Raw genomic sequence first — 13,224 nt, forward strand, 5'->3', positions numbered from 1 at the left:
GAAGATGCGGCAGGCCGCTATCCGTAACGTGATTTGCGGTGAAAATGTGGTGATCTATGACCCGGTGAATCTGTATGACTGCGAACTGGCAGAAGACGTTTTCATCGGGCCTTTTGTCGAAATCCAGGGACATACGAAAATCGGCAAGGGCAGCAAAGTCCAGTCCCACAGTTTTATCTGCGAATATGTGACCATTGGCGAGCGTTGTTTTATTGGTCATGGCGTGATGTTCGCCAACGATATGTTTCGTGAAGGCAAACCCAACCCGGACAGGGATAGCTGGGGAAGGATTGTGGTGGGTAATGATGTGTCGATTGGCAGCGGCGCCACCATTCTGGCAGTGACCATTTGCGATGGCGTGGTGATTGGTGCTGGCAGCGTAGTCACCAAATCGATCACTGAGAAAGGGGTTTACGCGGGTAATCCGGCGAAGCTGTTGCGGCGCTTGTAGACCCCCGGCGGCGCTGCGCTTGCCGGGGCTACACACCCAGTCGTAGATAGTGAGCGTCTTCAACCTTGTTAGTCACGGCTGACTCATTTTCCCGCATGACAACCACAGCGACAACTTTGTGCCCCCTGGCGCAGAGCATGCAGCGAGGGGGTTGAATCCCCGCTGAAATCGGTGAGACGAAGACCCGATGACAAGGTCAGGCCGCCAGGGATGGCGGACTGAGGTTTGTCGAGACAGGACAAAATCGTCCGGAACGATTTTGAACAACGCAACGCGTTGGCCCGAAGGGCGAGCCCCAGGGATGGGGCGAGTAACTCGAGTCAAACCGACCGCAGGCAGCGGGGCGGGAGGCGAACGCAGTGCGAAGCACCGATTTCTTTGCGGGGCCGCGGGGATTGTAAAGGGGAACGCGGTGTTCCCCTTTACCCGTTCACGTGTCCGGTGGTGACATTTCGCCATGAATATAAGGTGAACGGAACCCACCTTCCGAGCCGCATATTCCCCTCACCCCAACCCTCTCCCAGGGGGAGAGGGAGAAAACCGGTCGTAGATACTGTTATGCCGCGCAAGCATTTCCCTGATGTAACGTGGCATCGAACGGGCGTCCTGACTTCAGGACGCCATAGGCAACCTGCGCCAGTTTCCTCATCATCGCCCCGATTATCAGCTTCGCATTCTTCCCGTTCTTCTCCAGCCGTTCCCTGAACACCCGACCCCATTCCGTTTTGTACAGCGTCACCATCGCTGGCATGTACAGCGCACGACGCAGCGACGCATGGCCCAGTTTACTCATCCTGCTCACCCGCCTGATACTGCTGCCTGATTCATGTTGCCGGGGCGTCAGACCTGCATACGCCGCGAACTGCCTCGCCTCCCTGAACCTGTCTTTCAGTCCCACATAAGCCAGCAGCACCGCTGCGGTTTTCGGGCCTATGCCCGGGATACTGTCCAGCAGTTTGCGCCGCTGTTTCATATCCGGGTCATCATCCGTCAGGTCTTTTATCTGTTTTTCAAGACGTTTCAGTTCCGTCTCCAGCCACAGCAGATGCATGTCTATGCTCGGCAACTGAACCTCACGCGCGCTTTCCCGCCGGTTCTGCTCCTGTACATGCATCTCTGTCAGCGCCTGATGCCGCAGCACCAGCGCCCGCAGGGCACGTTCAACCGGATGGGGGGCTTCCCATATCGCCGGGCGTTTCTCCCGGCAAAAATATGCCAGCTGGCGGGCATCCACCGTATCGGTTTTGCTGCGTATTCCCTGGCTCTGAACGAACGCTTTGCTGAGCATCGGATTGATAACAGAGACCTGATATCCTGCGTCAGAGAGATGAGCGGCGACATCTTCCATATACGTCCCGGTCGCTTCCATGCAGATATGGGCATTGCTGACCTGATGTCCCTGCAACCAGCTGACGAGCTCGTCATGCCCTCCGGGGGTGTTGGCAAATTTTTTGCTGCGGTGACGGCCATCAGGCCGCAACATATCGACATCGAGTTTAGCTTTGGCAACATCAATGCCGATAAAGTGAAGTTCGTGCTCCATAGTGTAACCCTCCTTGCAAATGCGGGGTACCGGGTAATCCGGTCCATGATACTGTTCGGTTTATCACTTGTGGATAACGGTGGTCCGGTGCGGGGATCTACGATACAGACTCAAAGTCTGAGCCCGGATACGGCATCCGGACCACCACCAGAGAGAACTGGCCGGTTATCTCTGGATTTTTTAATAATACAAGCCCGGATAAGGCGTTTGCGCCGAATCCGGGAATTAGCGGAAATTCAAACTCTTATCGCTGGTCATACTGTAAAGATCAAACTTACGTCCCAGCATCTGTCCGCCATCACGCGTCAGTGGCGTCCAGCCCACGGCCGCACGGCTACGAGTAGCACCGGAGGTGAAGAGATCCATTGGAATAGACACATACACCCCTTTGGTGAAATCCCCCTCTCCGTACTCTTTCGGCGACACGTTGGTGATAGTGGCATACGTCCCGACAACCACCCCGCTGTCGAAATGTTTAGCCACTTCCAGAGTGCCGCCTTTATCACCCGCCAGATATTGCCCGACGCTCGCTTTGATCAGCACATCCTGGGCGAACGGGGGTGTCCAGTAGGCCGTTAAGTGCCCGGTTTTAACGCTATAATCCGTAAACTTCATCATGTCCTGCGCGCTACGCCAGTCACGCTGTTTCACGTAGTTGGCGTCAATACCGAAGGCCCAGTTGCTGTCAACCGGCCGCCACAGCACCTCTGCCCCCGCACCACCGTACATCGTCTCCAGATAACCGGCGTACACCTGGCCATAGAAATTGTTACCCATGTACTGGAAGTAGTTGGCCTGCAGGTTGTTCACGTAGATATCGTTTTGTACATACTCACGCACGCGGGTACGCACACGCGGCAGTTTTGAATCCGGCGGCGGATTGGTGTAGTTAAATTTGTCGTAGTTGTTGGCAATGTTGGCGAACAGGCTGCCGGTTGTCAGCAGGTGATCGCTCAGCCACCAGTCGGCGGTCGCCATCGCCCCAAGCTGGTACATGTAGAAACTTTCCGGTCCCCCAACAGACTGGTTTAAAACCGGGTCGATGTGGAAATCAAAGCTCGATTTCTCGATATACCAGCCCTGCTCCGGCTTATCCGGCACAATCGGCTCAACACGCTGTTGCACGAGCTGCGTTTCCTGGCCCAGTGGCTCACCTTCAAGATGACGTTGCAGACTGGCAACATCGGTTTCGGTGGTCACCTGCGGCATATTCAGACGGTTTTCCGTCACGCGGATAGTGCGGATACCCTCCGGTAAATCGTTCATGATGATACGATTTGCGCGCACCACGCCTTCCTGAGAGTCACGGTATTTCACCTGTTCCCCGGTCACGTAGAGCGTGTCGCCTTTCACCTGAATTTGTGGATTGGCAAACCCGGCGTTGTACTTCAACAAGGTCAATTGATTGGCCACGACAGAGTGCTGAAGAATGGCATCCTGGGGCTGTGGCTGATACTTCGGACGTGAGTTATCGTTGTAATTCGGACGCAACTCGTTGAAGTTATTACGCAGGGTAAAGCCGAACATCACGGTATTCCCACGCTCATAGCTCAGGTTCACATCGGCCCAGTCCGTCACCCGATAAATCGCGCCGACGTTAAACTTGCTCTTTTGCGGTAGCTTACCGGCAAAGTCCTGCTGATAGTTGTTGCCTTCATATTCCAGTTTCAGACGCAGCGGCTGCCACGGCGTCTGGTATTCCACCCCGCCAAAAAGCGCGGTCGGGCCGTGAAACATCTGGCTGGCATCCACAGAGCCCGCCTGATTATAGCTGTTATCGCGATAGCAGAATTTTTGCTTATAGGTACACAGCGGATTTTTGATATTGCCAGAGGTACCCAGATATCCCCAGCCAAGCCCGAGGGAGAAATCAAAGGGTCCCCAGGCTTTGTTCGCCACAACATACTCGCCGTCAAACAGGCCAGTACCACCAATATCGCGCGCGCCAACCGCCACCTGCGGCAACCAGAATCCCTCTTCCCATAAACGCACTTTCACGTCGAAGGCTTTATCCTTATACGTCTGCTCACCGGAGAAGGCCTCCACGCTGCTGTATTTCCGGGTACGCACATCGGTATAACGCAGTGTGGTTTCCAGCCACGGGAAAAGCTGCATCGAGCCTGAATAGTAGCGGTACTGGTCGTTATCGCGATAGTTAAGGCTGATCTCCCCCGCAGGCGCCATACGGGCTGTGGGGGTTTGCAACAGACCTACGCCACCAAAATCCGATTGCGAGGGCCCAACAGGTGCCGGATACGTTTCAGCCTGGCAGGCGGCACTCACACTTAGCGCCAGGATACTGATGACAAACGATTTTTTCATTATTCTTCCGGTATCCGATGGGTCAGTAAGCGAAGAATGTCAGCGTTCAGCACTTCATAGCGATCGCCCCATAACGCCGGAGCGAAGCCGACAAAAATCACGCTGCCCGGCATAGGTTCAACATGACGTCGGTTCCAGTACGCCACCGGCACTTTCTCTGTCCGACCATTGGGATAAATCAACCAGGCGTCGCTTTTTTCCGCCCCGCTCAGCAAACTCATCTCATCGAGGTAACTCACCACGTCACGCCCTGGCGTAAAGGGCTTTTTACCCGGCTGGCTTACCAGCCCCAGCACGATGACCGTCGCAGGCCGTGGTCCCACCCACAAGCTGTATTCGCCCTCCAGAGGAGGGTTAGCACGCGTTTTAATTCGCACATAATCCGGGTCGAGATTGATCAATTGCCGCCCCGTCACACGCAGCGCCTGAACCTGGCGACGTATGCTGTTTATCGCTGCCGCATCGTCGCCCTCTTCCTCGGCGGCCAACGCGCTAAGGCTGCCCAGTAATGCCTGCTGGCGCTGCTCTTCAAGAGCCGTGGCCTGCCGCTCGCTGATGACCGCCCCCGGCCACCAGCTTTGTGCCAGACGAGGCTGCCCCACGACATCAATCAGACGTGCCGCGTTGGTGAGTACCCTGGGTTTACTGTCGCCTGCCATGTAGACATTGACGTTGCCAGCGGCCTGCGCCAGTGAAGAGGCAAAGCAGAGTAACAGTGCGGTAGCGGATAAGAGCCTCATGATTTCGCCGCCTTGATAAGCGTGGTTCTGACCGCGAACCAGTTCGCCCCCAGGTACTGTTCCGACTGACGGATTAATCCGTCTTCATCCACCCAGTAACGGTTACGCCAGTGGGTCTGGTCCGTCGTAATCTCTTCATCAAGAATGCGCACATGCGTGGATTCGCTGCCCAGCGTGACCGAGTCAGAGCCATTCCAGTGGAAGACCGAGCGCGCCGTCGCGTAACGCACCTGTTTGTGCTCTGTCCAGCCCATCGTGCGGGTCCAGCTCGCGCCGTCGATAATTTGATTCGGGTTGGCTAACGGGTCTGCCGCCAGGTTATTCACCTCCAGCAGGTTGTCGCCGTTGGTCAGGGTTTTCACAATGCGATAATGCTGTGTAACGAAAATGGCCTGATCCTGCGTTGCCCATTTCTGCAGCCCGTCTTCTGAGAAGGCGAGCACAACGAAGAGCTGCGGCCCGCCATTGAGCCGCACATACTGGCTGGCGTAGGGCATGTTTTGGATTTCGTCATCGGTTAACTGGACGCCCGGCGTGCCGAACACGCTATTCCAGAGCGAATGGCCCAGCCCTTTCGTGGTGGATGAACAGGCCTGAATCAGCAGGCAAATCAGGATGATTGCGGGTCGCTTCACGACTCTTCTCCAGAGGGGGACGAAATAACCACACCGAAGTGTGGTTATGATTAAAGTACTCGCCGTTATTGAGTACTGGTGGTCGTGGTGGTCGTGGTTCCGGTATTGGAACCATCACCGCCACCGGTTGCCGCAAGGGCAACACCTACCGCAGAACTTACGGTGCTGACGCTGGTTGCTGAGGAGCTACCCGCAGAAACTGTCGTCGCTGCCGACCCTGCCGCGTCACCGACTTCAATCGGTGCCGCAAAAGCAGACGTCGCCGCAAGCGCGGTAATGGCAAAAATGCCATACAGTGCTTTTTTCATATCAATTTCCCTTCATTGAATGAATGGAGATTTGCCTGAAAATAAACAGGCGAGAACGAGTATACACAACTAAAGCAGGCTATTTGTCGAATGGGAAACGCAGCGGGAAGTTTTAAGAAAATTGGATAAAAACGATAAACTGCCGATATTAATTTAATATAAAACCATTATATTTCATTTAGTTACAATTAAAGAAACAACATGGAAGTATACGTAACATCTGAAAATAACACTGAGGAATTAACCGGGTATTCTGTTTTTTCAGAATAACCTCATAATGAAGAATTATGTCGATGCCGGAACAACAAGAATTATCCGATAATAAAATGCCGACGTTATGTCGGCATTTTAATTTGCGTATTTCGCTCATCCTTATCGATGAACGATATTAACGCCAGGCTTTATAAAGATTAATCAGGCCATTCGTGGAACTGTCATGGCTGCTGACTTCTTTATCATCACCGAGTTCAGGCAGGATACGGTTAGCAAGCTGTTTGCCAAGCTCAACACCCCATTGGTCGAAGGTGAAGATGTTGAGGATCGCGCCCTGAGTAAAGATTTTGTGCTCGTACAGTGCGATCAACGCGCCCAGGCTGAACGGGGTAATTTCGCGCAGCAGGATGGAGTTGGTCGGACGGTTGCCTTCGAACACTTTGAACGGCACCACGTGTTCCAGCGACTTCGGATCTTTACCCTGGTCCGCATATTCCTGCTCAACCACGTCGCGGGATTTCCCGAACGCCAGTGCTTCGGTCTGGGCGAAGAAGTTAGACAGCAGTTTCGGATGGTGATCCGACAGCGGGTTGTGGGTAATCGCCGGAGCGATAAAGTCGCAAGGAACCATTTTGGTGCCCTGGTGAATCAGTTGATAGAACGCGTGCTGGCCGTTAGTACCCGGCTCGCCCCAGATGATCGGGCCCGTCTGGTAATCCACCGCGTTGCCGTTACGGTCAACGTATTTACCGTTGGATTCCATATTGCCCTGCTGGAAGTAAGCGGCAAAGCGGTGCATGTACTGGTCGTACGGCAGAATCGCTTCGGTTTCCGCACCAAAGAAGTTGTTGTACCAGATACCGATCAGCGCCAGCAGCACCGGCAGGTTTTTCTCAGCCGGCGTGGTGGAGAAGTGTTTGTCCATCGCGTGCGCGCCGGAGAGCAGCTCAACAAAGTTGTCGAAGCCAACGGACAGAATGATGGACAGGCCGATTGCGGACCACAGAGAGTAACGGCCGCCAACCCAGTCCCAGAACTCGAACATGTTCGCCGTGTCGATACCAAACTCGCCAACCGCTTTGCCGTTGGTGGAGAGCGCGGCAAAGTGTTTTGCCACGTGTTTGTTATCGCCCGCGGTTGCCAGGAACCAGTCGCGCGCGCTGTGGGCGTTGGTCATGGTTTCCTGAGTGGTGAAGGTCTTAGACGCTACCAGGAACAGTGTGGTTTCCGGGTTTACTTTCTTGAGCACTTCGGCGATGTGGGTACCATCGACGTTAGAAACGAAGTGCATATTCAGATGGTTTTTGTACGGGCGCAGCGCTTCGGTCACCATGAACGGGCCGAGGTCGGAACCGCCGATACCGATGTTCACCACATCAGTGATCGCTTTGCCGGTGTAGCCTTTCCAGCTACCTGAAATGATCGCCTCAGAGAACGCTTTCATTTTTTCCAGCACCGCGTTGACTTCCGGCATCACATCTTTGCCGTCAACAATAATCGGGGTATTGCTACGGTTACGCAACGCCACGTGCAGCACGGCGCGATCTTCGGTACGGTTGATTTTCTCACCGGAGAACATGGACTTGATCGCATCTGCCAGAGCGGTCTCTTTGGCCAGATCCTGCAGTTTGCTCAGGGTCTCTTCGGTGATGCGGTTTTTGGAGAAATCCACCAGCATTAAGTCATCGAAGGTCGCGGAGAATTTAGAGAAACGATCGGCATCTTTCGCGAACAGATCCGCGATAGTAACGTCTTTCATTTCATCGAAGTGTTTCTGTAATGCCTGCCAGGCAGCGGTCTGCTTCGGGTTGATGTTTTTCATTAGCAATACTCTTCTGATTTGAGAATTGTGACTGCGGTCGATTGTAGCGCCTGCGAATGAAAATTGTGATGGTTTTTGTGTCGCTGTCCAGCAGCGCTGCTAAAACGGCCTTTTTTACGCGATAAATATGTCTAACATAAGACGTTTTTCTAATCGATTCGTCTGCATGAAAAATCCGCATAATCGTAACATTGACAGCGGTGCCGCTAGCCTTTATTTATTAGGGCGCTACCCGCGCGTGCGCGGGCCAGAAGAGGCGCGTTACCCAGGTACGGTGTTGGAAGAGCCAATCTAAAGAAAACACCTGAGGGGGAGTAACGCCGAGGTGGTGAAGTGCATGGCGGCATTCATCATCGGCTACAGGGGCTGAATCCCTTGAGTTGTCACCAGAAACGTTCGCAGTCGGGCGTTTCACAAGTGGTGGAGCACTTCTGGGTGTAATCGTAGTTGTCTTTTGCTCTGCGCCTACCCCTTTTCGCTCTTCCCTTGTGCCATGGCTGAATAATGTTGTCTGACGTCACACGTCAGGCTTCCCTGACACGAGGTTATAACAATGAGTCACTCCGTTTCCCCGCTCGTCGTCGCCAAATTCGGCGGTACCAGCGTGGCAAATTTTGATGCAATGAACCACAGTGCGGACGTGGTGCTTTCCGATGCAAGCGTACGTCTGGTCGTGCTTTCCGCCTCTGCCGGTATTACCAATTTGCTGGTCGCGCTTGCCGAAGGGCTTGAGGCTAGCGAGCGTTTCGTTAAGCTCGATGCGATTCGCAAAATTCAGTTCGATATTCTGGAGCGTCTGGCGAATCCAAACGTTATTCGTGAAGAGATCGAACGTCTGCTGGAAAATATCACCACTCTGGCCGAAGCCGCTTCGCTGGCGACCTCCAATGCATTGACCGATGAGCTGGTCAGCCACGGCGAACTGATGTCCACCCTGTTGTTTGTTGAAATTCTGCGTGAACGCAATGTGCAGGCGCAGTGGTTTGACGTGCGTAAAGTGATGCGTACGAATGATCGTTTTGGCCGCGCCGAGCCCGATGTGGCAGCCCTGTCAGAACTGGCGACCCAGCAGCTTGCGCCGCGCCTGGTCGACACCATCGTTATTACGCAGGGCTTTATTGGCAGTGAAGCGAAAGGCCGCACCACCACGTTGGGACGTGGCGGTAGTGACTACACCGCCGCGCTGCTCGGCGAAGCGCTGCATGCGACCCGCGTTGATATCTGGACCGATGTCCCCGGCATTTACACCACCGACCCGCGCGTGGTGCCTGCCGCCAAACGCATTGACGAGATTGCCTTTGAAGAAGCGGCTGAGATGGCGACATTCGGCGCGAAAGTTCTGCACCCGGCAACCTTGCTGCCTGCCGTTCGTAGCGATATCCCGGTGTTTGTCGGCTCCAGCAAAGATCCCAAAGCCGGCGGTACACTGGTGTGCAACAAAACCAGTAACCCGCCGCTGTTCCGCGCGCTGGCGTTACGTCGCAGGCAGACATTGTTGACGCTACACAGCCTGAATATGCTGCACTCCCGTGGCTTCCTGGCGGAGGTGTTCGGCATTCTGGCGCGCCACAGCATTTCGGTTGACCTGATCACCACCTCGGAGGTGAGCGTGGCGCTGACGCTGGATACCACCGGGTCCACGTCAACCGGCGATACGTTGCTCACGCAGGGTCTGCTGACCGAGCTTTCGTCACTGTGTCGTGTGGAAGTGGAAGAGAACCTCGCGCTGATAGCGATAATTGGTAATGACCTGTCGAAAGCCTGCGGTGTTGGCAAAGAGGTCTTCGGCGTGCTGGACCCGTTCAATATCCGTATGATTTGCTACGGCGCGTCCAGCCACAATCTGTGTTTCCTGGTGCCGGGCGCCGAAGCTGAGCAAGTGGTGCAGAAGCTGCATCATAATTTGTTCGAGTAATCGCAGGCGTTGTTTCCCCGGTGGCGCTGCGCTACCGGGGCTACGGACTGCGTTTACGCCGCATCCGGGGCAACCGTAATTTGCCGGGCCTACATCTGCCCCATGACCGTCCGGTACAACATTGCGTCCAACGTCCTGACGTCGCCTTCCCGGCTCTCCGGTAACGCGGGGGGAATGGTTCCCCTTTCGATCTCGGCTGCGATAAACGCATGTAAACGTGGCAGACGCTGGCCGTATTCCGCTTCTCCTGCACGCTGCTTACGTGCCAGCAATTCAGCGATCTCCTGACGCAATGGCGCATCCAGCTCGCTTCCGGCCAGCAGTTCGGCAAAGCGCATCGGCGGCACACCTTTTCCCGCCTCTACCCAACGCACCGCCAGCAATGGGCGCAGCACATAAAAGTATTTCTTTAACCGCACCTCATTGCCCTGCAAATAGCTGTGAAAGTTTCGGCGGGCCATCGAATAGTAATGCCAGCGCGCCCGCACGGCGGAAAACCATTTCGGCATCTCCGCCTTAAGCGCACAGACGGTGGCATCGTCTTGCTGATAGACCACCGGCGAATCCAGCCACTCGATCAGGGTCGGGTTTGCGCTTTTCAGTAAACCTAAGGCTTTACGCCACTCCCAACCGCTCACGTCCAGCTCATCATCGATGGGCAGTTCGATCACGTCACGCGGCGCCTCTACGCGCAGATACCACTCCGGCGGATGCACATATAAAAAACGCACATCGTAGTCGCTGTCCGGCGAGGCAAAGCCCCAGCCACGGCTGCCGGATTCGCAGGCGTACAGCACTCTGACACCGTAACGCTGCTCCACCTCTTTTAATTGCTGCCGCACGCGTTCACGCATTGCGGCATCCACTCCGCTATAAGACATCTCATTTATCCTTTTACACAGACCACCTGACGTAAAGTGTGGACAATCTCCACCAGCGACGCCTGCGCCGCCATTACCGCGTCGATATCTTTATAGGCCATCGGAATTTCATCAATCACGTCGCTATCTTTACGACACTCAACGTGCGCAGTCGCCCGAATCTGGTCATCAACGGTAAAGCGCTTTTTCGCAGCCGTACGGCTCATCGTGCGCCCTGCACCGTGGCTACAGGAGCAGAAACTTTCTTCATTTCCCAACCCACGCACGATAAAGCTTTTCGCCCCCATCGAACCGGGAATAATCCCCATCTGGCCCTTTTGCGCCGAGACCGCGCCTTTGCGCGTCACCAGCACCTCTTCGCCAAAATGGGTCTCTTTTTGCACGTAGTTATGGTGGCAATTCACCGCTTCCTGCTGGGTCATAAACGGTTTTGTCACGATGCGCGACAGCGCCGCCAGTACGCGCGACATCATCACTTCCCGGTTATGACGGGCAAAATCCTGCGCCCACGATACGGCTTCCATATAGTCGTCATAGTGTTTACTTCCCTCTTTGAAATAGGCCAGGTTTTTATCCGGCAGGTTCGCAATATGCTGCTGCATATCCTGTTGGGCCAGCGTGATAAACAGCGTACCAATGGCGTTACCCACGCCGCGCGAACCGCTATGTAACATCACCCACACGCGCTGCTGCTCATCCAGGCAGATTTCAATAAAATGGTTACCCGTCCCCAGCGTTCCCAGGTGCTGATAATTATTGGTTTTCAATAACTGCGGATAATTATCCGTCAGACGTTTAAACCGCGCCGCCAGCATTGACCAGTGGTTATCCACTTCTTGCGGCGGCGTTTCCCATGCGCCTTTATCACGCCCGGAACGGGTACTGGTGCGTCCGTGCGGTACCGCCTGTTCGATTGCGCTGCGAAGCCCACTCAGGTTATCGGGCAGATCGCTTGCCACCAGCGAGGTACGTACAGCGATCATCCCACAACCAATATCCACGCCGACCGCCGCCGGAATAATGGCCCCTTTGGTTGGGATCACGCTGCCGATGGTAGAACCTTTACCGAGATGTACATCCGGCATCACCGCCAGATGCTGAAAAATAAACGGCATCTTCGCGGTATTCTGCAACTGTTCACGCGCCTCTGGCTCGACCGGGACCCCGTGCGTCCACATTTTTATCGGCGCACTGTTCTGCGCCGTCAGCAGTTGAAATTCGTGATGCTGCATTTGATTATCCTTTAATACTCACCAGTCCATTCAGGACGTTATCGAGGCCACCGAATACCGAGATTTTATCGATACGTTCAGCCACTCTTTCCAGCGTTTCCAGCTCTTTTAAGCGCAGGGCTACCGGGTTGTTTTCCATTACCTTCGCGGTGTTCAGCAGTGAACGGGTCGCCGCCGTCTCCTCACGCCGACGAATCACATTCGCCTGCGCCGATTTTTCTGCTTCTATCAGTTTCGACAGAATCGTTTTCATATCGCCCGGTAGCACGATGTCACGCACGCCCAGCGAGGCGACATCCATACCAAAGGAAGCCATGCGGGTTTTCACCTGGGCACTGACCACCTCATCGATGATCTGCTTATCTTCCAACAGTTCGTCCAGCGTACGGGTCCCTACCGCTTCACGCAGGGCAAACTGCAATTCACGATACAGGTGGTCCAGCGGTTTGGTTAACTGGCTGAACGCCTGTAATACATCGCTGTATTGCCAGTTCGCGCCCAGGTTGATGCGCAGGTTCACTTTGTCTTTGGTCAGAATTTCCTGGCCGGACACTTCCATCAGTTGCAAGCGCGTATCGACAACGTCGGCATCAACCAGATGGTTCACTTTCCAGTAAGCGCTTAATCCCGGCGGCAACAGCGGTTGTGTTACGCCATCGATTTTTAAGACACCGACGTGCCATGCCGCGACATTCACCGTCAGTATGGCATCCCGGCCTTTTACTGCTGCGCCGCTTCGCGGCTGCAACACGGCATTCATGATGCTCTCAGGTACGCGCACATCCCGGGTATCCAGCAATTCCACGCTCAGGCTGCCGTCCTGCCAGAACAGGCGGCGTGACGCTGGAGGGATAATTTCCACCAGGATACCGTTACGGTAGAGCGCGGCTACATCATGCCCGGCGGTATCGACGGCCAGGCAGTACGCGTCGACCCATTCCGGTCTGAAGCGGCGCAAATAATTCGCCAGATCTTCCGCTACATCGCTGCCATTGAGCTCAACGATCGTGACCTCTTGCTTACCAAACCAGGAAAGACGGTGCTCGCCTGCCTCAAGGATATGTGTGTAATCGCCCGCTTTCACCAGCAGGCCCAATTGTCCCTTACGGATCGTGATTTTCTTATTCATTTGTCATCCTTACATTTTCACGTACCGGCGCGA

Annotated in this window: 11 protein-coding genes and 1 riboswitch; of the genes, 2 read left to right on the forward strand and 9 right to left on the reverse strand. The window is 54.8% G+C overall.

All coding sequences use genetic code 11. From position 1 onward, the window contains the following. Nucleotides 1-4: 4 nt before the first annotated feature. Nucleotides 5-451 carry an acyltransferase gene (locus tag ACS0RQ_RS25650; protein WP_420372491.1) on the forward strand — a complete coding sequence of 149 codons (447 nt, stop codon included), beginning with the start codon at nucleotides 5-7 and terminating at the stop codon, nucleotides 449-451. 556 nt (nucleotides 452-1,007) lie between these two features. Here ACS0RQ_RS25650 and ACS0RQ_RS25655 read toward each other — a convergent pair. The 6 genes from ACS0RQ_RS25655 to pgi form a co-directional block, all read right to left on the reverse strand. After that, a complete protein-coding gene (locus tag ACS0RQ_RS25655) occupies nucleotides 1,008-1,994 on the reverse strand; it encodes a transposase (protein ID WP_271851994.1) in 987 nt (328 codons plus the stop codon). A gap of 225 nt (nucleotides 1,995-2,219) precedes the next feature. Beyond that, the gene (locus ACS0RQ_RS25660) at nucleotides 2,220-4,316 is read right to left on the reverse strand and encodes a YjbH domain-containing protein (protein ID WP_271851783.1); all 2,097 of its coding nucleotides are present in this window, start codon (nucleotides 4,314-4,316) and stop codon (nucleotides 2,220-2,222) included. Next, a complete protein-coding gene (locus ACS0RQ_RS25665) occupies nucleotides 4,316-5,056 on the reverse strand; it encodes a capsule biosynthesis GfcC D2 domain-containing protein (RefSeq protein ID WP_271851781.1) in 741 nt (246 codons plus the stop codon). Before ACS0RQ_RS25665 ends, ACS0RQ_RS25660 begins: the two co-directional genes overlap by 1 nt. Further along, nucleotides 5,053-5,691 (reverse strand): YjbF family lipoprotein, encoded by a 639-nt coding sequence (locus ACS0RQ_RS25670; protein ID WP_271851780.1) that lies wholly within the window; start codon nucleotides 5,689-5,691, stop codon nucleotides 5,053-5,055. Before ACS0RQ_RS25670 ends, ACS0RQ_RS25665 begins: the two co-directional genes overlap by 4 nt. A gap of 65 nt (nucleotides 5,692-5,756) precedes the next feature. After that, nucleotides 5,757-5,999, reverse strand: coding sequence for an exopolysaccharide production protein YjbE (gene yjbE, locus ACS0RQ_RS25675; RefSeq protein ID WP_047372205.1), 243 nt, complete (start codon nucleotides 5,997-5,999; stop codon nucleotides 5,757-5,759). Between the two features lie 388 nt (nucleotides 6,000-6,387). Beyond that, entirely contained in the window at nucleotides 6,388-8,034 is a 1,647-nt protein-coding gene (pgi, locus tag ACS0RQ_RS25680) for a glucose-6-phosphate isomerase (protein ID WP_296433559.1), read from the reverse strand. A gap of 243 nt (nucleotides 8,035-8,277) precedes the next feature. Then, nucleotides 8,278-8,473: riboswitch (Lysine riboswitch) on the forward strand. A 114-nt stretch (nucleotides 8,474-8,587) separates the two neighbouring features. Here pgi and lysC point away from each other — a divergent pair. Continuing rightward, on the forward strand, nucleotides 8,588-9,949 hold the full coding sequence (gene lysC / locus ACS0RQ_RS25685; RefSeq protein ID WP_271851776.1) for a lysine-sensitive aspartokinase 3: 1,362 nt from the start codon (nucleotides 8,588-8,590) through the stop codon (nucleotides 9,947-9,949). 89 nt (nucleotides 9,950-10,038) lie between these two features. Here the strand turns inward: lysC and ACS0RQ_RS25690 are convergent, their stop codons facing one another. The 3 genes from ACS0RQ_RS25690 to ACS0RQ_RS25700 are packed head-to-tail and all read right to left on the reverse strand — an operon-like array spanning nucleotide 10,039 to nucleotide 13,191. Beyond that, the gene (locus tag ACS0RQ_RS25690; RefSeq protein WP_071194370.1) at nucleotides 10,039-10,830 is read right to left on the reverse strand and encodes a nucleotidyltransferase domain-containing protein; all 792 of its coding nucleotides are present in this window, start codon (nucleotides 10,828-10,830) and stop codon (nucleotides 10,039-10,041) included. A 5-nt stretch (nucleotides 10,831-10,835) separates the two neighbouring features. Beyond that, nucleotides 10,836-12,062, reverse strand: coding sequence for an RtcB family protein (locus tag ACS0RQ_RS25695; RefSeq protein ID WP_271851774.1), 1,227 nt, complete (start codon nucleotides 12,060-12,062; stop codon nucleotides 10,836-10,838). Between the two features lie 4 nt (nucleotides 12,063-12,066). After that, complete coding sequence (locus ACS0RQ_RS25700) at nucleotides 12,067-13,191, reverse strand: slipin family protein (protein ID WP_039076779.1); 1,125 nt, start codon at nucleotides 13,189-13,191, stop codon at nucleotides 12,067-12,069. Between the last annotated feature and the right edge of the window lie 33 nt (nucleotides 13,192-13,224).

The sequence above is a fragment of the Phytobacter diazotrophicus genome, assembly GCF_052061655.1.
Taxonomy (GTDB): Bacteria; Pseudomonadota; Gammaproteobacteria; order Enterobacterales; family Enterobacteriaceae; genus Phytobacter; species Phytobacter diazotrophicus.